The organism is Flavobacterium zepuense (genome assembly GCF_007097145.1).
Classification (GTDB): domain Bacteria; phylum Bacteroidota; class Bacteroidia; order Flavobacteriales; family Flavobacteriaceae; genus Flavobacterium; species Flavobacterium zepuense.
Genome location: NZ_VJVZ01000002.1, coordinates 40,289 through 63,572, shown reverse-complemented (window position 1 = coordinate 63,572; position 23,284 = coordinate 40,289). Strand labels below are relative to the sequence as shown.

Below are 23,284 nucleotides of genomic sequence, written 5' to 3'. Positions count from 1 at the left end.
AGTATATAGGTTTTGATTATTTATGATAAAATCGGTTTACGCCAGCACCGCTTCGGTAAGTGCTGCGGTGATAGGCACTGGTAGATGCGTTATATTTCTCGGTAGTTTCGCAGCCGCACATCCTGTTGCCTGCATAAGTATACTGCAGGTAAATAAAGTAAAAGATCAGGCCTATAATAATGGCTATATAATTCTGCTTAAAAAATGTGGTAATTTTAGATTGCATGGCTGTTAATTATAGGTTGAAAAACTACTGTCGGCCCATCGTTTACGCTCAAATGAAACGCTCCAGTAATAAATGGCAATACATAGCGCAAGCATAAAAATTATAGGCAGCGCCGCATTACGAATAGACGGCTTGTCCCACTTTGCAATAATATGTACGCTGTTGTTAGCAGCATCCTCCGGCGGCTTTTGTGGCGTAACTACAAAGTGATATTTACCGGCAGGCACACCGCATATATTAAAATTGTCGGCAGTACTACCTTCCGTCCAGTTTTCGCCATCAGTATAGCCGTGGTAATATTCAATGTCTTTAGTGGCGTATACCTCTTCATTGGTAACTTCGTTAATAAGCCCAACCTGTACTGCCGCCCAGGAATTATCTACGTTAGATTGTAATTCTACTGTAATGGGGGCGGTACCGCCCTCTAATGTAAACGACGGGCTTACAAAATCTTTATTGTTGAATGTAGAAAACGAAAGCGAACTGTTAAGTACTTCTTTTTGATACCTGCCGCTATAAATAAAAAGTTGGCTAACCAGTATAAGTATGCTAAAAGCACTTAGGGTTATTACTAAATTACGGATATTTATAAAAAATGGCTCGACCAGCCCTGTGCCTGTTTTAAGGGGCATAACCGGTATACCAAACCCTTTTTGAATGGTTTTCCTGTCTACATGATAACCGTAAAACGCATTTTCTATGCCGTTGTCTTTTTCTATAGAAAGTATATTAGGAGGATTGATAAACTCTGTAAGGTTTTCTTTTCCTAACGGCAGAGCATAATCAAAAAAGCCTTTTGCCGCAGCGATAGATGTTTTAGAAAACTCGTATAAATGCAATATCCTATCGTTATAATCAATTGTATTGGGGTGGTGCTGAATTTTAAAGCTGTCGGTTATGGCATCCAGCACCATCCAGTGGCCATTAGTTTCGCTAAGAAAGCGTTGTTTGCCATCGGCGGCGGTAAGAATATATTCACGCCAATAAAAATGAGGCTCTACCTTTTTTACTACAACACCGGTAATTACATATCCCTTGCCCTCCAATGTGCCCTTCTGGCCCGGCACAAGTGTTATGCTTGCAGGCTTGTAGCTGAATGTTTTTACAAGTTTGCCAATGCTGCCATCCTTGTATGAATACAGATTGTTACAGTTGGGACAGGCAAACTGGGTAATGTCTAACGCTACCGAAGCCGTGGTGGTAACTTTACAATTAGGACAGGTTATCTGCATAGCTTATCGGTTAATTTCAAAATCTTTAATTACTTCGGCTTCAAAATAAGATACATAAGCGGCAGCTACTTCGCGTACTTTATCACTGTTATCCCTAAGATAATTGCACAGGTATACATCCATAGTAAGCTGGTTAAACTCCGGCCAGGTATGTATACACAGGTGCGATTCTTTAAGGCAAACAGCGGCTGTAAAACTGCCATTATCAAACACATGGCTGGAAAAGCCTACTTTTTCAAGTTCGTGCTGGGCCAGTAAGCCATCGGTAAATTGTACAAAGCCGGCAACGTCCTGTAGCCTGTTGGTAAGCAGTACCTTGAGAGTAAGAAGTTTATGCAGGCCGGGAGAATAAGTAGTGCTGTCCATTTGTATAATCGCTCTTCATTGTATGTACCAAAGATATTTTTATTTATGAAAAAATAAAATATTTTGTTAAAGAATTAATTATAGGCTAATGGTAAACTAATTATAAATATTATTTATAAAAACACAAAAAATCATTGATAAACATTATATTTGCTGATAATCAAATAAATATAATTATTATGGCTACAGATTTTCAGCTAAAAAGAGAACAGTTCAGCTCGCTTGCATTTAAAATAAGGGTAGAGAACCTAGATTTCTTTAGAGGCAAAACTCTTGCAAAAGTGTACAGCATAGGCAAGACCGAAGACAACAAGCCAGCACTGATCTTTGCAAAAAAAGACACACCAACAAACATTACAGATAAACTTACTGCAGCGTTTAACTCGGTATTTGTATAGCGGTATTTAGATAAAAAGCGGGTTACTTTTTAAGTAGCCCGCTTTTTGTATAGATGAGGTTTGTATTTGGGTAAATAATCCATAGAAAAAGGCTATATTTGTAACCTTATAAATTACACTCATTATGGCAACAGACTATCAGCAAAAGAGAGAGCGTTTCAGTTCACTTACCCTTCAGATCCGCGACAACAACCTTGAATTTTTTAGGGGTAAAACACTATCAAACGTTTTTATTATAGGTAAATCTTCAGATGATATGCCGGCATTGCTGTTTCCAAGAAAAGATGTGCCACAGGATATTAAAGGACAGCTTAATGACGCATTTAAATCGGTTTTTTTAGATGTTGAATCTGAATAAATAGTTGAACTTTATAAAAAGAGGGATCGTTACTTAAACGATCCCTCTTTTTTTATGCCATATAATATTAAATAAAAAGAGATGCGCTATGGCATCTCCTTTTCATATATATTTAGGGATTCTTATAGCCCAAAAGTACTTTTAACTTTATCTACATAGTCCAGTTTTTCCCATGTAAACAATTCAACCTCTACCGTTTTGGTATCACCATTAGGGGCTGTAAACGTTTTGGTAACCACTTCCGGTGTGCGGCCCATATGCCCGTAAGCGGCCGTTTCGCTGTAAATAGGATTACGCAGTTTAAGGCGCTGCTCTATAAAGTAAGGACGCATATCAAAAAGGGTCTCTACTTTCTTGGCAATTTCGCCATCGGTTAAGTTAAGTTTACTTGTCCCATAGGTATTAATGTAAATACTGGTTGGCTTAGCCACACCAATAGCATACGATACCTGTACTAAAATCTCTTCTGCCACGCCGGCAGCAACAAGGTTTTTAGCAATATGGCGTGTAGCATATGCTGCACTGCGGTCTACCTTACTTGGGTCTTTACCAGAGAATGCACCACCACCGTGAGCACCTTTACCACCGTAGGTATCTACAATAATTTTACGTCCCGTTAGGCCGGTATCGCCGTGAGGGCCACCAATTACAAATTTACCTGTAGGATTAATGTGGTATTTAATATCATCATTAAACAGGTGAGCATGTGCAGGGTTGTTTTTAACTACCCTTGGTATTAATATCTCTATAATGTCTTTTTTGATCTTAGCAAGCATGGCCGGCTCCTCGTCAAAATCATCATGCTGTGTAGAAACCACAATAGCATCAATACGCACAGGTTTGTTGTTATCATCGTACTCTAAAGTAACCTGGCTTTTAGCATCGGGGCGTAAGTAAGTTATCTCATTATTTTCGCGCCTAAGTGCAGCAAGTTCCTGTAAAAGTTCGTGGCTAAGGTTAAGTGCCAATGGCATATAATCTGAAGTCTCGTTTGTGGCATAGCCAAACATCATACCCTGGTCGCCAGCGCCCTGGTCTTCTTTATTTTGGCGGTCTACGCCCTGGTTAATATCCTGAGATTGCTCGTGTATAGCGCTAAGCACACCACAAGAGTTAGCCTCAAACATATATTCGCTTTTTGTGTAGCCAATTTTTCTTATAACATCACGTGCAATACTCTGCACATCAAGATATGTTTTAGATTTTACCTCGCCTGCAAGTATTACCTGTCCGGTAGTTACTAAAGTCTCGCAAGCTACTTTAGATTCAGGATCGAATGCTAAAAAGTTGTCAATCAATGCATCCGAGATCTGGTCAGCAATTTTGTCAGGGTGCCCTTCGCTTACTGACTCTGACGTAAATAAATATGCCATAGTATTAGTCTATAATTTTAGTAGGGAAAAGACTTTGCAACGCAGCTAAAGGGAGGGAGTCCTGCTTTAGCATTTTTTTTGTGAGGTTGCAATCAGTACAAATCTTTCCTCTAATTTATTTCGTGGCAAAGGTATAAAACCTAATTGGAATAAAAAATGAAGCAACATTTTTTTATTTAACCTTATAGATACGATTTTTTAAATAGTTATATGCCTGCTGCATTTCAGAGGCTTAAAGTCGCACTATGCAAATTGATGGGTTGGGAGTTAAAGAATAATATTTTTTAAAAAACTCAAATAATTATAGTTGCGTATTAATAAATTTACTAAGTTTGGATTTCAGAATAACGATACGTCATGAAACTAATTATTTGTCAGAACGTCCTTTCGATGTGGAAACCTTCCGCAGGGGCCGTTATTGCATAAATGTAAAAGTTTCAGTCAATAATATAATAAGGCCCCTGCAGTAAATGCAGGGGCTTTTTTGTTGTAGTTTAGTAATCAAAATAATATGAAAGCGTTAACCGTAAATTGTTGTAAACAGGTCATTTGTTCATCTTCTTGGATGATGCAGGTGCTGTGTGCACCTATACCAAAACGGGCTACGTGATAGATAAGTTATAAATTAACTCTCTGATGCAAAAGGTCTTTTGGTAGTAATACTAAGAGGCCTTTTTTTATTTACAGGGGTTTAATAATCATCAACCAAAAAAAATGCTCATTATGAAAACACAAAACATTAACGTATTAGGCTACACAGGCAACAACAGCCAGTTTGTAGTTAAAACCACGAACACAGATCTCCGGATAAACCAAAACAACCGTTACCCTGAACTGGAAGGTCCAAGCCCGTATGAATACATACTGGCTGGTTTTGCAGGATGTATTAACGCCCTTGGTCAGCTTGTAGCGACAGAACTGGGTATTAATTTAAGATCATTGCAAATAGAAATTACCGGAAGCCTTAATAATGCATCGGCAAAGGAAAGGCCCGGTTTTAACAAAATAGAAATATTGCTAAAACCCGCTGTTACGGCACCGTTAGATGTGCTGCAACGCTGGATGAAAGAAGTACAGTTTCGAAGCCCGGTATATGATAGCCTTGTTAATAATACACCGGTAAACCTTACCCTGTATAAAGACTATTCAGTGGTAAATTAACGATAATTAAAGTTTGTTTTAGGTTTGTTTGTTTGGTAAGAGCTGCCTTTGTCTCGGCAACAAAGGCAGTTTCTTTTAAAATTTTAAAAAATAAGAAATTATGGCTCAGGTAATAAATGTAGTGTTGTTTGGTATAGGTAATGCAGGCAGCGCGTTAATAAATAAAGTAGTAAAGAAAAGTAAGAATGCCCAGCCCGATGCGGCACAGCTTCGCTTTCCGGTAATAACCAACAGTACTGTTGCCTTTTTTGAAAAGGAAGGGGCTGACTATGCATGGGAAGCCAACTTTATTCAGTTTGCTATACCATTCAAGTTGGATGATGTCCTGGAATATGTAATAGATAACGATTTGCAAAACCTTATTGCAGTAGATGCTACCCCGAGCGCAGCATTGGCGGCAGAATATCCCGGACTTTTACGAACAGGCTTCAGTATAGTATCTATAAACGAGAGCCTGCCATTTTTACCCGACAGCTTTGAAAAGGGCATTAAATTCCTGGCTGATGGCCGCGGACTTGCCCACAAATTTATACGTACAGGCTTTCAGGACAAGGAAGCTGCCGCAGACGCATTGTATGCTGCGATTTTAGAGGTAGCCGGTAAGGTTAAGGAATTGGTGTAATGCTTAATTGGGATTGTTTGCAATACTAAATACAAATATTTTGCATTTGTTAGGCAGGTAATCTACCCCTGCTAAAAGTATAGCTGCGTTTTCGTTGGGCGCAGTTTGTAACACTTTATCGGCAGGTAATTTTAAAACAGCTTTGGCAATATTCCGGGCGCTTTCAACTCCGTTAAGGTTGTTATTAAATGCAAGTTTATCATGTTTAAAGCCATTTACGTGCCACGATATTTTTCTAAGTATAGTGTTTACATGCTTTTTACGGGCTATGTGCATGTGCAGTTTTTCAGCATCATAAGCAGGGGCTTCAACCCTTTGCCAGTAATCTATCACGCCACTGCTCAGCCATTTGTCTTCCTCAATATTTTCTATTTCGGTCGGGCTTCCCACAACGATGATATGGAATGGGTTTTTGTCTTCGGCCAGGGTTGCATTAAGGTATGATTTAAATGTTTTCATTTTTGGGAGTGGTGTAAATTGATGAGGTATTTTGACTTTATTTAGGTCAATGGCATTTTGTGCAAGTTTACGAATTAACCACCACACAATCACTCTAAAAAACAATTTGCATTCTTGCAAATTATTGCATAAATTTGCAACGTTCTTTTACACAATGATATGTTATCACGAAAGGCAGAGGGAATAGACCCGATGAAGCCTTAGCAACCCTTTAAACTTTAAAGAAGGTGCTAAATTCTACTACGCACGCGCGCAGATAGATAACTCAAGAAATAGTTTTACTATTTCCTTCTCCAATTAGATAGCATATTATAAGGTACAAACATCAAAGTTAAGCTCGTCGGGCTCATAACCCGAAGGTTCGTTTTGGCTGTAACTTTTTTGCATGTACAATTTACGGTTTGTTGGGCAACCTGAAACCTGAAACTTTAAACCTGATATTGCTATGTCTAAAATATATGCTGCGCTTAACAACCGTATACTGGTGCTGGATGGTGCTATGGGTACCATGCTGCAGCGCTACAACTTTTCGGAAGAAGATTTTCGCGGCGAACGCTTTAAAGATTTTCCACACTCCTTAAAGGGTAATAACGATTTACTTACCCTAACCCAGCCCGAAGCTATTAAAGATGTGCACCGCCAGTATTTTGCGGCAGGCGCCGATATTGTGGAAACCAACACCTTCTCTGGCACTACCATTGGTATGGCTGATTACCACCTTGAAGATATAGTGTATGAGCTAAATTACGAGTCGGCTAAAATAGCCCGCGAAGTAGCCGATGAATTTGAAGCGCAAGACCCTTCGCGCCCACGCTTTGTAGCAGGATCTATAGGCCCCACCAACCGCACGGCGAGTATGAGTCCTGATGTTAACGATCCCGGTTACCGCGCTGTTACTTTTGATGATTTGCTTGCAGCTTACAAACAACAGGTAAAAGCATTGATAGATGGTGGTTGCGATGTGCTGCTTGTAGAAACTATTTTTGATACCCTGAACGCCAAAGCTGCCCTATATGCTATAGAAGAGGTTAAAGATGAATTAGGAATCGATATCCCAATCATGGTTAGCGGTACCATTACCGATGCTTCCGGCCGAACCCTAAGTGGTCAGACGGTAGAGGCATTTCTCATCTCAATATCGCACATTCCGTTATTAAGTGTCGGTTTTAATTGCGCACTTGGGGCAGATCAGCTTAAGCCGTATTTAAAAAGGCTTGCACACAATACATCGTTCAGTGTTTCGGCACACCCTAACGCAGGCTTGCCAAATGCTTTTGGGCAGTACGACCAAACCCCTGAAGAAATGCAGGTACTTATTAAGGAATACCTTGATGATAACCTTATCAACATAATTGGTGGCTGCTGTGGCACCACCCCAGAGCACATCAGGCTAATTGCCGAAGTTGCTCATCAATATCAACCCCGTAAAATTGAGGTAACTGTATAATGGCTGGAGATAGATATTTAAAATTATCCGGGTTAGAACCCTTAATTGTTACGCCCGAAACCAACTTTGTAAATATTGGAGAACGTACAAATGTAACGGGATCGCGTAAATTTCTTCGGCTTATTAAAGAAGAAAAGTATGAGGAAGCGCTTGATATTGCACGGGCGCAGGTAGAAGGTGGCGCCCAGATCATAGATATAAATATGGATGAGGGAATGCTGGATGGCGTACATGCCATGACCACGTTCCTGAACCTTATAGCATCGGAGCCCGATATTGCCCGCGTGCCGTTAATGATAGACAGCTCAAAATGGGAAATTATAGAGGCCGGGCTTAAAGTGGCGCAGGGTAAGAGCATTGTAAATTCTATAAGCCTTAAAGAGGGCGAGGAGAATTTTATTGCCCAAGCCAATAAAGTAAAGCGCTATGGTGCGGCTGTTATTGTTATGGCTTTTGATGAAGCCGGGCAGGCCGATACCTATCAAAGGCGTATTGATATTTGTAAGCGCAGTTATGATGTTCTTGTAGATAAGGTGGGCTTTCCGGCTGAGGACATTATTTTCGACCCTAATATATTTCCTGTTGCAACAGGTATGGAAGAGCACCGTCAAAACGCGGTCGACTTTTTTCGTGCCACAAAATGGATCAGGCAAAACCTGCCGTATGCCCATGTAAGTGGTGGAGTAAGCAACGTATCGTTCTCTTTTAGGGGTAACGATAAGGTGCGCGAGGCCATGCACTCATCATTCCTATACCATGCTATTCAGCACGGTATGGATATGGGTATTGTAAACCCCGAGATGATCGAGGTTTATGATGATATAGATAAAGAACTTTTAGAACATGTAGAAGATGTACTGCTCGACAGGCGTGACGATGCTACCGAACGCTTACTGACTTTTGCCGAGAATGTAAAGGGCGGACCCAAAGTTACCGAGAAGCAAGCTCAAGAATGGCGCTCATTATCGATACAGGAGCGGCTTACGCATGCCCTTGTGCGTGGTATAGACGAATTTATTGAGGTTGATATTGAAGAGGCCCGACTTGCAGCATCTAAACCTATTGAGGTTATAGAAATTAACCTGATGACTGGGATGAACGTAGTGGGTGACCTTTTTGGTAGCGGTAAAATGTTTCTGCCCCAAGTGGTTAAGTCGGCGCGGGTTATGAAAAAGGCTGTGGCTTATCTATTGCCTTTTATAGAAGCTGCGAAAAATGCCCCCCCCGCCCCCAAAGGGGGAGCTGCTGAGCAGACCCGCTACTGGAAGACTGCTGATCCAATAATGTATGGCTTACTAAAAGGGTATTGTCAAAAAATGCGTAATCAGCCTACCGATGCAGAGCGCCTATTATGGTCTGCTTTAAGTGGAAAAAAACTGGAAGGGTACAAATTTAGAAGGCAGCATATTATTGGGGGATTTATAGCAGATTTTATATGTATAAAGAAAAATTTGATTGTTGAAGTAGACGGGCTTATACACCAGTTGCCTGAAAATAGTGCAAGTGATAAACAGCGAACGCAATGGCTTGAAGAGCAAGGATATCGTGTGATACGATTCACAAATGATGAAGTGCTGTTAAATATTGAAAACGTATTAGATAAGATCGTGACAGAATTGACGACTGAGTTAACAGCTCCCCCATCGGGGGCGGGGGGGGCTGGAAAAATACTTATGGCAACCGTAAAAGGCGATGTGCACGATATCGGCAAAAATATTGTAGCTGTGGTGTTGGGTTGTAATAACTTCGAGATCATTGATCTTGGTGTTATGGTACCGCCCGAAAGAATTATAGAAGTTGCCGTGAGGGAACAGGTAGATATTATAGGCCTGAGCGGACTTATAACACCGTCGTTAGACGAAATGGTTTACCTAGCTAAAGAAATGGATAAGCTTAATATAAGCATACCTATTATGATAGGCGGTGCAACCACCAGCCGTGCGCATACTGCGGTTAAAATAGCGCCGCAGTACCGCGAAACAGTGGTGCACGTTAATGATGCCAGCCGTGCGGTAACCGTTGCAGGTAACCTGCTTAATGTGGCTACTAAAGGCGATTATACCAAGACCATCCGGGATGAATATGATACGCTTCGAGAAGGGTATCTTAACCGCTCCCGCGATAAGAATTTCCTTAATATTGAAGATGCCCGCCGCAATAAACTAAAATTGGATTGGGTGGCTTTTACTCCCTTTAAGCCCAATTTTATTGGTGTACAAACCATTTACCCAAAACCTGCCGACCTGGTGGAGTTTATCGACTGGACGCCGTTTTTCCAGACTTGGGATTTGCATGGTAAATATCCTGCCATATTGAAAGATGAGGTAGTTGGCGAACAAGCCGTTATTTTATTTGCTGACGCTCAAAAGATGCTTAAGCAAATGCTTGAGGAAGATTGGCTGGAAGCGCGCGGTATTTATGGTGTTTTCCCGGCATCGCAAATTAATGATGATGATATAGAGTTGTACGACGAAAACGGTAAAAAGAAAGCTACTTTCTTAACGCTTCGCCAGCAATCGCAAAAAACAAAAGGAGCACCTAATATTGCCCTGGCCGATTTTATTGCCCCTAAGGATAGCGGCAAGACCGATTATATAGGTGCATTTGCCGTTACCACCGGTTTTGGTATAGATGAAAAAGCTGCCGAATTTGAGAAAGCCCACGACGATTATAACTCAATAATGGTTAAGGCCCTGGGTGACCGTCTTGCAGAGGCTTTTGCCGAATACCTGCACTTAAAAATCAGGAAAGAAATTTGGGGCTATGCTGCCGATGAGCATCTTAGCAACGAGCACCTAATTAAAGAAGAATACGCAGGTATACGTCCGGCACCGGGGTACCCTGCCTGCCCTGATCACTTAGAGAAAAATACCATCTGGCAACTGCTCGATGTAGAAAAGCAGATAGGTGTAACCCTAACCGAGAGCCTTGCCATGTGGCCGGCATCATCGGTATCAGGGTATTACTTTGGCAATCCACAAAGTAAGTACTTTGGCCTCGGAAAAATAAAAGAAGACCAGGTTATTGATTATGCCAAAAGGCGAAGCATGCCAACAACAACAGCCACAAAATGGCTTAATCCTAATATAGCAGATTAACAAAAAAGTATTCAGTTATCAGTGGCAGTAGGCAGTTCTACAGGCAACCTGAAACCTGAAATCCTGAAACAAAAAACCAATGAAGGTAACCGAACATATAGAAAACGCCAACGGCAAAACACAGTTTACTTTTGAGATACTTCCCCCGTTAAAAGGGCAAAACATACAGTCTATTTTTGATAGTATAGACCCATTAATGGAATTTAAACCGCCCTTTATAGATGTTACTTACCATCGGGAAGAATATGAGTATAAAGAGCTGCCAAGCGGATTGCTGGAAAAAAAGGTAGTTAAAAAACGCCCGGGTACGGTGGGCATATGTTCGGCAATACAAAACAAATATCAGGTAGATGCTATTCCGCACATACTTTGCGGTGGCTTTACTAAAGAAGATACTGAGAACTTTTTGATAGACCTCGACTTTTTAGGTATTCAGAATGTGGTTGCCCTTAGGGGCGATGCCGTAAAAAGCGAAATTTACTTTAAGCCTGAGCGCGAGGGTAATAACTACGCTACAGAGTTGGTTACGCAAATTGCTAACCTGAACAACGGTATTTACCTCGACGATCATCTGCAGAATACCTCTGCAACCAATTTTTGTATTGGTGTAGCCGGTTACCCGGAAAAACATATGGAAGCGCCAAGTATGGACAGCGATATCTATTTTCTGAAACAAAAAATAAAGAACGGCGCTGAATATATTGTTACCCAGCTGTTTTTTGATAACCAAAAGTTTTTTGATTTTGTGGCCAAATGCCGTAAAGAGGGTATAGCAGTGCCTATCATTCCGGGGCTTAAACCTATTGCAACCAAAAAACAGTTAAACCTTATACCGCACCGCTTTAAAGTTGATATTCCTGATGATCTTATCATGGAAGTGGTTCGTGCAAAAGATAACGATGCCGTAAGGCAGGTTGGTATAGAGTGGTGTACTGCCCAAAGCAAGGAGTTGGTTAAAGCTGGTATACCTGTGTTGCATTATTACAGCATGGGTAAACCTGATAACATCAAAGCTATCGCTAAAGAGATATTTTAAATAAAAAACCGCCCCGTTATCAGGGCGGTTTTGTCTATCATTTCAAGTCTGTTATCTAAACTTTTATTTTACTATTGTCATTTCATCAACAATGTGTTTGGCACCGGCGTATTTATCGATTATCCAAAGCACATAACGAATATCAACGTTGATGGTACGTTGCAGGTCTTTGTCAAAAATAACATCACCCGCCATTGCCTCAATGTTACCGTCAAAAGCAAGGCCTATAAGCTCCCCTTTACCGTTAAGTACCGGCGAACCTGAGTTACCGCCTGTAATATCGTTATCTGTAAGGAAGTTAACAGGCATATAACCTGCTTTATCAGCATACTGGCCAAAGTCTTTTTTCTCGTTAAGTTCCATTAACCTTTTAGGCAGGTCAAATTCTTCATCGTTAGGCTTGTATTTAGCTACTTCGCCCTGTAGCGTAGTATAGTAGTTCTTTTTAGCATCGTTGCGCTTGTCTTTAGGCAGCGAGCGCACTTTACCGTAGGTAAGGCGTAGCGTACTGTTAGCATCCGGGTAGTATTTAGCATCCGGGTTAGCCTGCCTCATACCTTCCACCAACAGGCGGAACGCTTTAGAGAACTCCGCATCAAGCTTAGCCTGCTCATCAGTTTTAGCCCTGTACTTTGTCATAATATCATTAGATAATTTGTACAGCACATCGTTTTTAAGCACCTCGGCATTCGGGTTTTTAAGATACGCTTCAGCTTTTTCTTTAGAGCCAAAAATACTGTTTGCAAAAGCATCATTTACAAATTTAGTATAATCGTAGTTGTTGGCTTTACCAATCTCGGCAATGTAAGGAGCAATCTCATAACCGGTAGATTTTGTAGCATACAGGTGCAGCTGTGCAGCAAGTACATCTTTTTCTAAAGGCAGGTAAAGCGACCCATAGTACTCATCTATAGCCTCCTGAAGGCCGGCAGTCATCTTATCTTTCTCAGCACCCGTCATAGGGAAATAACTCTCAAAGCCCTTGCCTAACGAGTACGGCATAGCTGCGTAGTTGCTGGTACGCAACAGTCCGGTTAAATAATTATCATGGCGTGCCTTTTCGTTGGTTTTGCTATAGTAGTTATTAATGGTAGCTATAACAGTACCGTACTTTTCTTTATTGGCAGGCTTGTTGGCCCAAGTATTAAAATCTGCTTCGACTTTAGCTTTAGTGGCGGCTGTTTTATGCTTGGTAAGCGCATCTATCATGCCCTGGCGGTTTTTCCAGTAGTTGGCAACCTGCGCATATTTAGAGGCATAATCAAGACGCACTTTAGCATCCTTATCCATATGCACTTTCATTTTATCCATACCCAGTTTAGAGGCTTCCACCCATGCAGGGTACGCAAACTTAACGTTTTGCTCTATTCCGCCGCTTGGCATCCATCGGTTGGTACGGCCCGGGTAGCCCAATATCATGGCAAAATCATTTTCCTGAACTCCTTTAAGGCTTACAGGCAAATGGTATTTAGGGTGTAACGGAACGTTGTTTGCCGAATACTCAGCAGGGTTACCATCTTTATCTCCATAAATACGGAACATAGAGAAATCTCCGGTATGGCGCGGCCACTCCCAGTTATCGGTATCGCCTCCAAATTTGCCTATGCTTTCCGGCGGGGTGCCTACAAAACGTACATCCTTATAATCCTGGTATACAAAGTAATAATACTCGTTACCCTGAAAGAAAGGACGAACTGAAACGGTATATTTGCCACCTTCGTTATTTTCTTTTTCAATTAACGCAATTTCCTGGTTAATTGCTTTTTCCCTTTCGGCTTCGGTCATGTTAGCGTTTACTTTGCCGAGGATACGTTTAGATACATCATCCATACGCACAAAAAAGCGCACGTACAGGCTGCTTGGCTTAAGCTCGGCACTGCGGTCTTTAGCCCAGTAACCGTCTTTAAGGTAGTTAGCTTCGGGAGTGCTTAATTCGGCAATAGCACCGTAACCACAGTGGTGGTTGGTAAGCACAAGGCCGTCTTTAGAAATAAGCTCGGCAGTACAGCCACCATTAAACTGCACAACCGCATCCTTCAGGCTGTGATGGTTAATGCTGTAAATTTCTTCGGCAGTAAGCTGCAGGCCCATTTTTTGCATATCCCTGTGGTTAAGGCGCTCAATAAACATAAGGAACCACATGCCCTCATCGGCCCTTACCGGCAGTACCATGACAAACATGGTTAGGAATAAAATTAGTTTTTTCATTTGGGTTTAAATAAAGTTAATAGTTGCGAAAGATTACATTAGCGGACTTCCCAATCCTGTAATAATACCCTTTAAGCCCCGCGAAGATACTTTATTTTACGAATTCGGTAAAAATTTGAGCAGTAAAAAGAAAAGATGTCACGGTTTTAAGTAATATAAATAGAAAAGTCTTAAAGCAAAAGAGTACTCTGTAGCTTTAAGACTTTTGACTTTTAAGTTTTTGACTTTTAATTATTTATGTACCTGCGCCATCCCTTTTTCACCAATTCCTGCGGGCAAATAGTCGCGCTTACTAACGTGAATGCTATACTCCTGTAAAAATGCTTTAATGCTGTTAATAGTTGCATCATCTTTTGCCGTTTTAGTAGCAATAAGATTGTGTTTACCCAACGGGTCGGTTTTGTATGCAAACTTGGTAATTACATCTTTTTCATTAAAGATATAGCAAAACTCATCGGTAGTACAATTAAACACTCCGTTGGAGTGGTTGATGGCAAAGTGATTTTTAGATGCTGTTTTATCAAAGTGGTCGGTACCAAAAGCAAAATATGGCTTTTCATAATCCAACATACCTAATAATGTTGGCATAATGTCTATGTGTTGCATTACCTTATCATCTACGCCTACAAAATTTCCGCCCGGCTTAAAGAACATAAGTGGTATACTGTATTCATACGGCTGCTTGTTAAATTTACGGCTATCGGCGCCCGATGAATGATCGGCAGTAATAACAAACAAGGTGTTGTTATACCAAGGTTCGTTTTTTATGCTGTTAAAAAACTGCTGTAACGAATAATCCGAATATTTAATAGCACGGTGAATAGGCATGGTGCCTTCGGTAAATTTATTCTCCATCCCTTCAGGAATCGCATATGGGTGGTGCGATGACAAGGTAAAGAGTGTAGCAAAGAAAGGCTTATCTTTTTTATTCATGCCGTTTAGCTTTTTATGCACATAAGGGAAGAACTTATGATCCCAAATGCCCCACTTACCATCAAAGTCGCCACTGCCATTTTCTGCCTCATATTCCTGGCGGGAGTAAAAATTTTTAACACCGGTAACCTTCCCAAAAGAAACAAAACCCATAGACTCCCGCACACCGCCATGAAAAAAGGCAGTTTGGTAACCCATTTCGGTCATACATTCCGGCAGGCCATGGTAGGGTGCTACTGAGTTTGGTAGCGATAAAAAATGCTCTTTAAACGATGGTATGGATGCCCAAATGGCAGGCAGCGCATCTATCGATCTGCGGCCATTTTGAAAGGTGTTGGTAAACACATAACTGTGTTGCATTAAAGAATCTATAAATGGCGTGTTGGCTTCCTGTCCCGGTTTAAACTGGTCTGAAAATCCTTTTAGGTGTGCCTTGCCAAAACTTTCGAGAACTATAACAAATACATTTGTTTTCCGGTCAATTTCATGCGTTTCCCAATCAATAGCCTTATGGGTTGTGGGAGCCATGTTATCGGCCACAAACTGATCAAAATACTTAAGGTTAGGTACTTTATTAGATTTGCTCATGGTGCGCAGTATGCAGAACGGGTTGCTTAGTATTACAGATGTGTGGGATGGGTTTTGCGTGTACAAGAATGCATCGTTCATAGTAATAGGGAATGACGCTGCCGAGAATGTGGCGCCCCTTACAAAAAACACAACGGCAATAGCCATAACAGCAAGCTGTATGGAGTTTGTAATATAAAATCGCTTGTTTGTTTGCTCTGTATATTTTAAGCCTACCGCTTTATAGCCAAACCATAAAAGGGCCACCAGAGCAAGGTAAAACAGGAATCCGTACCAGTAATCGGTAACAAAATCACCGAGCAAAGGCATAAAGCTGTCGTCTTTAAGCAATACAAAATCGCCAAGTACAAGACGTGCCTGTTTAAAAGGATAGTAAAAAATATCGGCCGTGTTTATTAATAAACCAACGCTGTTAAATACAATAAATATGGCAAAAACCACTTTTTGGTATGCCTTATTCTCTGCGACGTGCAATGGCAGCAGCGACAGGAAAATAAACAACATATTAATGTAAATAATAGAAACCGTATCAAACATAAGGCTGCCTTTTATAAGGCTCCAGGTTGCGGTAGCGTTAAGAGGGTCTATAAGATCGTTGTTAAAGAGGTAAAACAACATACGGCAAAGCATAAATGCTATATATACGAGTAATAGCCTGGCTAAAAGTATGGTTAGCCTGCTTTTAAATTGTAACTTCATAACTACAATGCCCTAAGCGGTAGTTGGTTAGGGAGGGTAAACCGCTCAGTATAAGCGCTGCAAATATACGATAATTTGATTTACTGTTAACATTGTCTTAACTTTTAGCACTATACAAAATAATAGCATCATGTTTTAAGATTAAAGATTTATTAATTGTAACAGTATTAAGAAACTTGCTTAATTATGTTAGCTAACTTGTATCCTGTAAACAAACAAAATAAATATTATGGCAACAATAACATTTAATAAAGAGGCAGGCACACAGGTTTTTGGAAGCATTAACCTATCGGCAGCTGACGCAGAGAATACTAAAGCAGCTGAATTATTAGCATTCATTAAAAAACTGGGGCTGGTGTACAAAAATATCCGAATTGCAACTAAAGGGCAAACAGTGACTATTGAAGGTGAAGTGGATACAGAGGCTGATACTGAAAAAATAGCTCTTGCTGTGGGTAACGTAGGTGGTGTAGAAACGGTAAATAACCTAATGAGGGTAACAGTAAGCGAACCTGCATCGCAGTTTTACACGGTAGTAAGTGGCGATTCGCTTAGCAAAATAGCCGGTAAATATTATGGAGATGTTAAAAAGTACAACACTATTTTTGAAGCCAATAAGCCAATGCTGTCTGATCCTGACAAGATATATCCCGGCCAGGTACTTAGGATACCTGCTGAAAAGTAATCGTTTAACAAAATCACACATCGGTTTGCCTGTAGCTTGCAGGGTTTCAGTTAAACAGCTTTCTGTATTCTAACGGACTTACGTTAGCTTTAGCTTTAAAAAGTTTACTGAACGATTGGGGGTACTCAAACCCCAACCTGTAGGCTACTTCGCTTACTGACAGTTGGGTAGTGGTTAAAATCTCCTTTGCCTTATCTATCAGCTTGTTATGTATGTGTTGCTGTGCATTTTGCCCGGTATGGGTGCGCAGCATATCACTAAGGTAATTAGGCGATACATTTAGGCTGTCTGCCAGGTGCTTAACAGTTGGCAGGCTTGAAATTTCGTTGTTCTTAAAGTGGTTTTCAAGGATATCCTCCAGTTTGGTAAGCAGGTCGTTATTTACATTTTTACGGGTTATAAACTGCCTGTTATAGAAGCGGTTGCTGTAATTAAGCAGCAATTCTATGTGCGATATAATTACATCTTGGCTAAAATTATCAATATTACTATGGTACTCCTGGGCTATATTATTAAAAATACCTTCTATCATAACTTCTTCTTTTTTAGATAGGTACAGTGCTTCATTAGCCGCATACGAGAAAAAATCGAACCCTTTAATGTTTTTGTCTATGGCATATCCCCTCAAAAAATCAGGGTGAAAGATAAGCATGCTGCCATCTAACGGGTCATACCCCGGCTCATTTTGGTAGCATATCTGTCCTGGTGCTATAAAAGACATCATGCCCTCATCAAAATCATAAAAACTTTGCCCATATTTTACCTTGCCCTTGTACTCTTTCTTTAGGGCTATCATATACACATTAAGCACCAGGCCGTGTTCCAGTATTTCGGAATGCGATCGTATGTCCTTAAAATTCACGATGCTAACAAGCGGATGCTCCGGCTCAGGGATATCCATTATGCGGTGCATTTCTGATATCGAATTGAGTATTAGCGGACCCTGTATTGATTTTTTCATGGTGGATAATTTAAAGAAGAGCTACCGTAAAGATAGCCCTTCCTGTTTAATTTTTTAAAACAAATTGCAGATTATCAGTTTGTTGTTTGCGATTTGGAGTTTGTTTTTTGAAATTTTAGAGTGTTGCCATATCTATAACGAAACGGTAACGCACATCGCCTTTTTCCATACGGTCGAAAGATGCGTGAATGTCTTTAATATCAATAAGTTCGATATCTGAAACGATGTTGTGTTCGGCGCAAAAATCAAGCATTTCCTGGGTTTCTTCCAACCCTCCAATACCCGATCCTGCTATGGCTTTGGCACCACCCAGTAGCGAGAATGCAGGTACCTGATACGGCTCTGTAGGTGCACCAAGCGTAATGTGCGTACCGCGTGTTTTAAGCATTTGCAAGTACATATTTATGTCATGCGGTGCCGATACGGTATCTACAATAAAATCGAATTTACGTGCCGATGCCGCTACCTGTTCAGGGTCTTTTGTTACCACAAAGTGGTGTGCGCCAAGGTTTTTGGCATCCTGCTCTTTAGCGGGCGATGTGCTTAATACGGTGACTTCGGCACCAAAAGCAACGGCAAATTTAACAGCCATGTGGCCCAATCCGCCCAATCCTAAAACTGCCACCTTATGGCCTTTGCCCACCTTCCAGTAACGCAATGGAGAATAGGTGGTTATCCCCGCACAAAGCAACGGTGCAACGGCTGCAAGGTTCAGTTTTTCTGATATTCGGAAGGCAAAATCTTCGTGCACCACTATAGTATTGCTGTAGCCGCCGTAGGTAGGCTGCCCGTCATGGCCCATGCTGTTGTAGGTTTGTACGCCATTTGGGCAAAACTGTTCCAGCCCACTGTTGCAGTCTTCGCATTGGCGGCAACTGTCTACCATACAGCCTATTCCGGCAAGGTCGCCTTGTTTAAACTTCCTGGTGTGGCCGCCCACGGCAACAATGCGGCCCACAATTTCATGGCCCGGCACCATTGGGAAAACTCCCGGGAACCAATCGTTCTTAATTTGGTGTAAGTCGCTGTGGCACACGCCACAAAATAAAATTTCTATTTGCACATCGTGCGGGCCTACGTCGCGGCGCTCAAAATCCCACGGGGCTAAATTGCTCTCCGGCGATTGTGCTGCATATCCTTTTGCCTGTATCATAATTTAGATTTTTAGATGGTTGGATTTTTTAGATTATTTAGAGACTGATGATCAGTTCGTTGTTTGGATTTTAAAATTTGGGATTTTGGAACTGAATCGTAATTCGTAATTTAAAATTCGTAATTAAAGACTCACCATCGTCATGCCCCAATCATCATACCTGTTACCGGTTGGCGTACCAAGTGGGATAATGCTTTCAAGCCTTTCTGCTTCAGCGGTAGTAAGTTCTACACCGGCGGCAGCAATATTTTGCTCAACATATTTTACGCGTTTGGTTCCCGGTATTGGCACAAAGCCTTTGTTAACAGTCCATGCTATAGCAAGTTGCGATGCTGTAATGCCCTTCTCTTCAGCCAGTTTGTGAAGTTCATTCAGCAATTCGATATTCTTGTAAAACTGCTCGCCCTGAAATTTGGGAATGCTTCGCCTGAAATCATTCTCAGGAAAATCATCCGGACTTTTAATTTCGCCCGATATAAATCCCCTGCCCAGTGGCGAATACGGTACAAAGCCAATACCAAGCTCTTTAAGCGTATCTAAAATACCCTCTTCTTCCACACTTCTTTCAAACAACGAATATTCTGATTGTAAGGCAGTAAGCGGATGTACAGCATGTGCTTTCCTTATAGTTTCCGATGATACTTCCGATAAGCCAATATAGCCCACTTTACCTTCTTTTACAAGATCAGCCATTGCACCAACGGTCTCCTCAATAGGGGTGTTGGGGTCAAGGCGGTGCATGTAATAAAGGTCTATATAGTCGGTTCCCAGGTTTTTAAGCGAGCGTTCTACCGCCTTACAAACGTAGTCTTTTTGGCCGTTAATTTTCCAGGTAAGCTGCTCGCTTTCATCAATTTCCCATGCAAATTTTGTGGCTATCTGGTAGGCATCCCTGTTGCCTTTAATTGCCTTGGCAATAAGGCGTTCGTTAAGCAACGGGCCATACAGATCGGCTGTGTCTAAAAAGTTGCCGCCTAATTCTAAGGAGCGGTGAATGGTAGCAATGGCCTCAGCCTCATCGGCTTTTCCGTAAATATCGGCACCCGCAATCTGCGTCATGCCCATACAGCCTAATCCTATCTGGGGCACTACAAACCCCTGTATTCCCAATTTAATCTTTTTAATGCTCATGATCTTATTTTTAGATTGTTGCGTTATAATTAATGCATTACAAAGTTCGCTACAAGGGGCATCCTAAACGTATCCAAATTACTTGTGGTTGTATCCAAAATGGAGTGTGGCGCTGTACTAATCAGGCCACGATATAGCAGTACAGCTTTTAAATTCCCTAAAATTATCATATATCTGTCCTATGCTTTTGTTAATCATGGTGTTTAATATTGTTTGCTGTAGTAACTTTAAGTAAAAAAGAAGCTATGGATACGTACACGATGACCTTTAAATACGATGGGGAGTTTGACCTGCCCAACGATCCTGAGGTACGGGATAGGAAGGTGCCGGATATGGTGTTAGAAAAACTGGAAAAGAAAGAGTTTGAGCTGGTTGATTTTAACCTTACTGAGAACTACGACAGCGCCCAGGCTAAGCGCTATATCAACAATCCTAAAGTGCATCGCTCAGTTGTAGAGATAAGGCTGGACCTTAGCATTCGCGCCCTTAAAAGCCGCGAAGCTATTTACGACTGTTGCGTTAGCGCCATGAAAAAGGGCAAGCTTTGCCTTGCAAAAGCATTTGAAAATGAAAACGAAAAGAAAGATATACTGCAAAGCATCATTGTTTTTGATATGAAAAGAAATGCTGCTGCTGCCAGTGCATAATGTAATTTTGCGGTTTTATAATAGCTGTACATTTGCTACCTTGCAGTCTTATTATATTACCGAATGATAAGTACTCAAAATATACGCTTTGCCTACGGCAAGGGCGCTCAGTTTAATTTTCCTGATATCGCCGTACAATCCGGCGAAAGCCTTTTAATTACAGGCGGATCAGGAAAGGGCAAAACCACATTGCTCCACCTATTTGGCGGACTTTTAAGGCCGCAATCAGGTCAGGTGCTTATAGAAGGGACCGGCCTTGCCTCTTTATCCGAAAAAAAGTTAGACCGCTTTCGCGGAACCAATATTGGGCTTGTTTTACAACAGGCTTATTTTGTGTCGTCTTTAAACGTACTTGAAAACGTGGTGCTGGCCTCTTGGCTGGCTACCGGCAAACAGGCTAATGATAAAGCCAGACAGCTTTTGCAGGAACTTGATTTAACAGACCACCTGTATAAATTACCATCGCAACTTAGCATAGGCCAGCAGCAAAGGGTGTCTATAGCCCGTGCGCTAATCAATCAGCCAAAGCTTTTACTTGCCGATGAACCCACCAGCAGCCTTGACGACGATAATGCTTTTCGTGTAGCCGATATGCTTGCACATCTTGCTAAACAATACGGTAGCGCTCTTATTATTGTAACGCACGACCAAAGGCTAAAAGACCGTTTTCCCAATCAAATATCCTTATAATGATTACTAAAATAGCCTGGAAAAACATTTGGTTTAAGCCCCTTAACACAGCGCTGAGCATTATTTTGCTTACTGCCAGCGTTGCCATTATAACACTGCTTATTTTATTGGATGAGCAGTTTGAAAAGAAATTTAACGCCAATATAGACGGTATAGATATGGTGCTGGGAGCGCAGGGTAGTCCGCTACAACTGATATTGTCTTCTGTATACCAGGTAGATGCCCCAACCGGCAATATAGACTACGCCGAAGCCAAGACCTGGATGCACAGCCCCATGGTTAAAAGTGCTATTCCGCTGGCGTTTGGCGATAATTACCACGGCTACCGTATTGTAGGCACCACACCCGAATATTTAACCAAATACGGCGCCGAGCTTAAAGACGGCAAGGTGTTCAATAAGAATTTTGAAGTGGTGGTAGGCAGTGAGATCGCCCAAAACTTAGGGATAAAAGTGGGCGATAAATTCTTCGGATCGCACGGCGATGCCGCCGAGGGCGAACTGCACGAAGACCATGCGTACCATGTAACAGGTATTGCTTCGCCTACAGGCAAAGTGGTAGACAATCTTATTTTATGCAATGTGCCCAGCGTTTGGGCCATGCACGACCATGAGCATGCAGGTGCCGAAGGGCATACCGAATCAACAGAAGAAGGGCATGAACACGACGGCCATGCTGAGGCTGTTGCTGATACTCACGAGCATGAAGATCACGACCACGAAGCTCATGCCGAAGGGGAGGAACACGACCATGAACATGAGGAAGTAGGTATTAGCGAAGAAGGCAAAGAAATTACCGCCGTACTCATACAGTTTAGGGGCAAGATGGGCTTTATAACCTGGCCAAGGCTTGTGGCTCAAAACACCAGGATGCAGGCAGCATCGCCGGCGAGAGAGATTAACAGGCTCTTTACCCTTTTTGGTATCGGATTAGATGCGCTGCAATACCTGGCGTATGGTATCATGCTTATTAGCGGCATCAGCATATTTATAGCCCTTTATAATACGTTAAAAGAACGTAAATACGAATTTGCCCTTTTGCGCGTTAATGGTGCAAGTCGCCTGCAATTGCTGCTTTTAGTACTTATAGAAAGCCTTTTACTATGCATTACCGGCTTTATCTTTGGTACAATTGTTGGAAGGGTAGCACTAAGCCTTATCTCAGGTTCATCTGAGTCGGAGTTTAAAATATCGTTCAACCCCCTTGAGTTTGTTTGGGAAAAAGAAGGATATTTGCTGGAGCTCACTATCTTTGTAGGGATTTTAGCGGCGGTTATACCTGCCGTTAAAGCATATAGTTTAAACATATCAAAAACACTGGCAAATGCGTAAAACGTTTTTATTAGCATCGCTTATACTTTCAGCATTCATACTGGCATCGGTAGCATCGCCGCAGGCACCGGCGTATCACGTTACGGCTTCAACAAAAATTACAGCAGGCGATACCCTTACCTGGAAATTGCTTGCCCAGATAAAATACCTTAAAAAGCCAAGTAAAGACTACCCGGAAGGTGTTATGTTCCCGGTTATTAACACTACGCTTAAGGCCAAGAACAATAAGCCCATCTTAATGAGTGGCTTTATAATACCTATAGATAATAAAAGCTACGCATTGAGCAAAAACGTATTTGCATCGTGCTTTTTTTGTGGACAAGCTGGCCCTGAAACCATTATGGGCATCAAATTTAAAAACCCCGGCATGAAGTTAAAGACCGACCAGTATGTAACACTACAGGGCAACTTTAGGTACAATGATGCCGATGTAGACGACTGGATATACCACATTGAGAATGCCGTTATTGTTAGTAAATAAG

At 41.6% G+C, this 23,284-nt stretch carries 22 protein-coding genes and 1 riboswitch; of the genes, 12 read left to right on the top strand and 10 right to left on the bottom strand.

All coding sequences use genetic code 11. From position 1 onward, the window contains the following. Window positions 1–16: 16 nt before the first annotated feature. The 3 genes from FMM05_RS03145 to FMM05_RS03135 are packed head-to-tail and all read right to left on the bottom strand — an operon-like array spanning window position 17 to window position 1,824. Entirely contained in the window at window positions 17–226 is a 210-nt protein-coding gene (locus tag FMM05_RS03145; protein WP_235894349.1) for a hypothetical protein, read from the bottom strand. A 5-nt stretch (window positions 227–231) separates the two neighbouring features. Beyond that, window positions 232–1,458, bottom strand: a complete 1,227-nt coding sequence (locus tag FMM05_RS03140) for a DUF4178 domain-containing protein (RefSeq protein WP_143371893.1) — start codon at window positions 1,456–1,458, stop codon at window positions 232–234. Between the two features lie 3 nt (window positions 1,459–1,461). Beyond that, window positions 1,462–1,824: an S-adenosylmethionine decarboxylase family protein gene (locus tag FMM05_RS03135; protein ID WP_143371892.1), complete on the bottom strand. Its 363-nt coding sequence runs from the start codon at window positions 1,822–1,824 to the stop codon at window positions 1,462–1,464. Between the two features lie 179 nt (window positions 1,825–2,003). Here FMM05_RS03135 and FMM05_RS03130 point away from each other — a divergent pair, with 179 nt between their 5' ends. Both FMM05_RS03130 and FMM05_RS03125 read left to right on the top strand, forming a co-directional pair. After that, on the top strand, window positions 2,004–2,222 hold the full coding sequence (locus FMM05_RS03130) for a hypothetical protein (RefSeq protein ID WP_143371891.1): 219 nt from the start codon (window positions 2,004–2,006) through the stop codon (window positions 2,220–2,222). A 124-nt stretch (window positions 2,223–2,346) separates the two neighbouring features. After that, window positions 2,347–2,580: a hypothetical protein gene (locus FMM05_RS03125; protein WP_143371890.1), complete on the top strand. Its 234-nt coding sequence runs from the start codon at window positions 2,347–2,349 to the stop codon at window positions 2,578–2,580. Between the two features lie 122 nt (window positions 2,581–2,702). On the opposite strand, the gene metK is transcribed toward FMM05_RS03125, so the two are convergent. Next, entirely contained in the window at window positions 2,703–3,953 is a 1,251-nt protein-coding gene (gene metK, locus FMM05_RS03120; RefSeq protein WP_143371889.1) for a methionine adenosyltransferase, read from the bottom strand. Between the two features lie 723 nt (window positions 3,954–4,676). Between metK and FMM05_RS03115 the strand changes: the two genes are divergently transcribed. After that, on the top strand, window positions 4,677–5,114 hold the full coding sequence (locus FMM05_RS03115) for an OsmC family protein (protein WP_185965496.1): 438 nt from the start codon (window positions 4,677–4,679) through the stop codon (window positions 5,112–5,114). A 100-nt stretch (window positions 5,115–5,214) separates the two neighbouring features. Then, complete coding sequence (locus tag FMM05_RS03110; protein ID WP_143371887.1) at window positions 5,215–5,736, top strand: hypothetical protein; 522 nt, start codon at window positions 5,215–5,217, stop codon at window positions 5,734–5,736. Between the two features lie 3 nt (window positions 5,737–5,739). Here the strand turns inward: FMM05_RS03110 and FMM05_RS03105 are convergent, their stop codons facing one another. Continuing rightward, window positions 5,740–6,195: a DUF6367 family protein gene (locus FMM05_RS03105; protein WP_143371886.1), complete on the bottom strand. Its 456-nt coding sequence runs from the start codon at window positions 6,193–6,195 to the stop codon at window positions 5,740–5,742. A gap of 159 nt (window positions 6,196–6,354) precedes the next feature. Further along, window positions 6,355–6,462: riboswitch (SAM riboswitch) on the top strand. Between the two features lie 178 nt (window positions 6,463–6,640). On the opposite strand from FMM05_RS03105, the gene FMM05_RS03100 reads away from it, so the two are divergent. The 3 genes from FMM05_RS03100 (at window position 6,641) to metF (ending at window position 11,776) form a co-directional block, all read left to right on the top strand. Continuing rightward, window positions 6,641–7,642, top strand: a complete 1,002-nt coding sequence (locus FMM05_RS03100; protein WP_143371885.1) for a homocysteine S-methyltransferase family protein — start codon at window positions 6,641–6,643, stop codon at window positions 7,640–7,642. Beyond that, window positions 7,642–10,740 (top strand): vitamin B12 dependent-methionine synthase activation domain-containing protein, encoded by a 3,099-nt coding sequence (locus FMM05_RS03095; RefSeq protein WP_143371884.1) that lies wholly within the window; start codon window positions 7,642–7,644, stop codon window positions 10,738–10,740. The genes FMM05_RS03100 and FMM05_RS03095 overlap by 1 nt, the downstream gene beginning before the upstream one ends. Before the next feature lie 79 nt (window positions 10,741–10,819). Next, window positions 10,820–11,776, top strand: a complete 957-nt coding sequence (gene metF / locus FMM05_RS03090) for a methylenetetrahydrofolate reductase [NAD(P)H] (protein ID WP_143371883.1) — start codon at window positions 10,820–10,822, stop codon at window positions 11,774–11,776. Between the two features lie 63 nt (window positions 11,777–11,839). Here metF and FMM05_RS03085 read toward each other — a convergent pair whose 3' ends face one another. Both FMM05_RS03085 and FMM05_RS03080 read right to left on the bottom strand, forming a co-directional pair. Next, window positions 11,840–13,984, bottom strand: a complete 2,145-nt coding sequence (locus tag FMM05_RS03085; protein ID WP_143371882.1) for a S46 family peptidase — start codon at window positions 13,982–13,984, stop codon at window positions 11,840–11,842. Window positions 13,985–14,215: 231 nt separating this feature from the next. Beyond that, window positions 14,216–16,204 carry an LTA synthase family protein gene (locus FMM05_RS03080; protein ID WP_143371881.1) on the bottom strand — a complete coding sequence of 663 codons (1,989 nt, stop codon included), beginning with the start codon at window positions 16,202–16,204 and terminating at the stop codon, window positions 14,216–14,218. A gap of 229 nt (window positions 16,205–16,433) precedes the next feature. On the opposite strand from FMM05_RS03080, the gene lysM reads away from it, so the two are divergent. Then, entirely contained in the window at window positions 16,434–16,889 is a 456-nt protein-coding gene (gene lysM / locus FMM05_RS03075; RefSeq protein ID WP_143371880.1) for a peptidoglycan-binding protein LysM, read from the top strand. Window positions 16,890–16,935: 46 nt separating this feature from the next. On the opposite strand, the gene FMM05_RS03070 is transcribed toward lysM, so the two are convergent. The 3 genes from FMM05_RS03070 to FMM05_RS03060 all read right to left on the bottom strand — a co-directional run bounded on the left by FMM05_RS03070 (window position 16,936) and on the right by FMM05_RS03060 (window position 20,134). Further along, window positions 16,936–17,850 carry a helix-turn-helix domain-containing protein gene (locus FMM05_RS03070; RefSeq protein WP_143371879.1) on the bottom strand — a complete coding sequence of 305 codons (915 nt, stop codon included), beginning with the start codon at window positions 17,848–17,850 and terminating at the stop codon, window positions 16,936–16,938. 115 nt (window positions 17,851–17,965) lie between these two features. Continuing rightward, entirely contained in the window at window positions 17,966–19,003 is a 1,038-nt protein-coding gene (locus tag FMM05_RS03065; protein WP_143371878.1) for an NAD(P)-dependent alcohol dehydrogenase, read from the bottom strand. A 123-nt stretch (window positions 19,004–19,126) separates the two neighbouring features. After that, window positions 19,127–20,134, bottom strand: a complete 1,008-nt coding sequence (locus FMM05_RS03060) for an aldo/keto reductase (protein WP_143371877.1) — start codon at window positions 20,132–20,134, stop codon at window positions 19,127–19,129. A gap of 245 nt (window positions 20,135–20,379) precedes the next feature. On the opposite strand from FMM05_RS03060, the gene FMM05_RS03055 reads away from it, so the two are divergent. From FMM05_RS03055 to FMM05_RS03040, 4 genes are all read left to right on the top strand, one after another. Further along, entirely contained in the window at window positions 20,380–20,781 is a 402-nt protein-coding gene (locus tag FMM05_RS03055; RefSeq protein ID WP_143371876.1) for a hypothetical protein, read from the top strand. A gap of 63 nt (window positions 20,782–20,844) precedes the next feature. Then, the gene (locus FMM05_RS03050) at window positions 20,845–21,471 is read left to right on the top strand and encodes an ABC transporter ATP-binding protein (protein ID WP_143371875.1); all 627 of its coding nucleotides are present in this window, start codon (window positions 20,845–20,847) and stop codon (window positions 21,469–21,471) included. Beyond that, on the top strand, window positions 21,471–22,802 hold the full coding sequence (locus tag FMM05_RS03045; protein WP_143371874.1) for an ABC transporter permease: 1,332 nt from the start codon (window positions 21,471–21,473) through the stop codon (window positions 22,800–22,802). Before FMM05_RS03050 ends, FMM05_RS03045 begins: the two co-directional genes overlap by 1 nt. Continuing rightward, window positions 22,795–23,283 carry a hypothetical protein gene (locus tag FMM05_RS03040; RefSeq protein ID WP_143371873.1) on the top strand — a complete coding sequence of 163 codons (489 nt, stop codon included), beginning with the start codon at window positions 22,795–22,797 and terminating at the stop codon, window positions 23,281–23,283. The genes FMM05_RS03045 and FMM05_RS03040 overlap by 8 nt, the downstream gene beginning before the upstream one ends. Window position 23,284 lies beyond the last annotated feature (1 nt).

Bases quoted from the DNA above. Each gene is read 5' to 3' on its own strand.
- FMM05_RS03145 (WP_235894349.1), bottom strand. From the start codon at position 226: ATGCAATCTAAAATTACCACATTTTTTAAGCAGAATTATATAGCCATT.
- FMM05_RS03140 (WP_143371893.1), bottom strand. From the start codon at position 1,458: ATGCAGATAACCTGTCCTAATTGTAAAGTTACCACCACGGCTTCGGTA.
- FMM05_RS03135 (WP_143371892.1), bottom strand. From the start codon at position 1,824: ATGGACAGCACTACTTATTCTCCCGGCCTGCATAAACTTCTTACTCTC.
- FMM05_RS03130 (WP_143371891.1), top strand. From the start codon at position 2,004: ATGGCTACAGATTTTCAGCTAAAAAGAGAACAGTTCAGCTCGCTTGCA.
- FMM05_RS03125 (WP_143371890.1), top strand. From the start codon at position 2,347: ATGGCAACAGACTATCAGCAAAAGAGAGAGCGTTTCAGTTCACTTACC.
- metK (WP_143371889.1), bottom strand. From the start codon at position 3,953: ATGGCATATTTATTTACGTCAGAGTCAGTAAGCGAAGGGCACCCTGAC.
- FMM05_RS03115 (WP_185965496.1), top strand. From the start codon at position 4,677: ATGAAAACACAAAACATTAACGTATTAGGCTACACAGGCAACAACAGC.
- FMM05_RS03110 (WP_143371887.1), top strand. From the start codon at position 5,215: ATGGCTCAGGTAATAAATGTAGTGTTGTTTGGTATAGGTAATGCAGGC.
- FMM05_RS03105 (WP_143371886.1), bottom strand. From the start codon at position 6,195: ATGAAAACATTTAAATCATACCTTAATGCAACCCTGGCCGAAGACAAA.
- FMM05_RS03100 (WP_143371885.1), top strand. From the start codon at position 6,641: ATGTCTAAAATATATGCTGCGCTTAACAACCGTATACTGGTGCTGGAT.
- FMM05_RS03095 (WP_143371884.1), top strand. From the start codon at position 7,642: ATGGCTGGAGATAGATATTTAAAATTATCCGGGTTAGAACCCTTAATT.
- metF (WP_143371883.1), top strand. From the start codon at position 10,820: ATGAAGGTAACCGAACATATAGAAAACGCCAACGGCAAAACACAGTTT.
- FMM05_RS03085 (WP_143371882.1), bottom strand. From the start codon at position 13,984: ATGAAAAAACTAATTTTATTCCTAACCATGTTTGTCATGGTACTGCCG.
- FMM05_RS03080 (WP_143371881.1), bottom strand. From the start codon at position 16,204: ATGAAGTTACAATTTAAAAGCAGGCTAACCATACTTTTAGCCAGGCTA.
- lysM (WP_143371880.1), top strand. From the start codon at position 16,434: ATGGCAACAATAACATTTAATAAAGAGGCAGGCACACAGGTTTTTGGA.
- FMM05_RS03070 (WP_143371879.1), bottom strand. From the start codon at position 17,850: ATGAAAAAATCAATACAGGGTCCGCTAATACTCAATTCGATATCAGAA.
- FMM05_RS03065 (WP_143371878.1), bottom strand. From the start codon at position 19,003: ATGATACAGGCAAAAGGATATGCAGCACAATCGCCGGAGAGCAATTTA.
- FMM05_RS03060 (WP_143371877.1), bottom strand. From the start codon at position 20,134: ATGAGCATTAAAAAGATTAAATTGGGAATACAGGGGTTTGTAGTGCCC.
- FMM05_RS03055 (WP_143371876.1), top strand. From the start codon at position 20,380: ATGGATACGTACACGATGACCTTTAAATACGATGGGGAGTTTGACCTG.
- FMM05_RS03050 (WP_143371875.1), top strand. From the start codon at position 20,845: ATGATAAGTACTCAAAATATACGCTTTGCCTACGGCAAGGGCGCTCAG.
- FMM05_RS03045 (WP_143371874.1), top strand. From the start codon at position 21,471: ATGATTACTAAAATAGCCTGGAAAAACATTTGGTTTAAGCCCCTTAAC.
- FMM05_RS03040 (WP_143371873.1), top strand. From the start codon at position 22,795: ATGCGTAAAACGTTTTTATTAGCATCGCTTATACTTTCAGCATTCATA.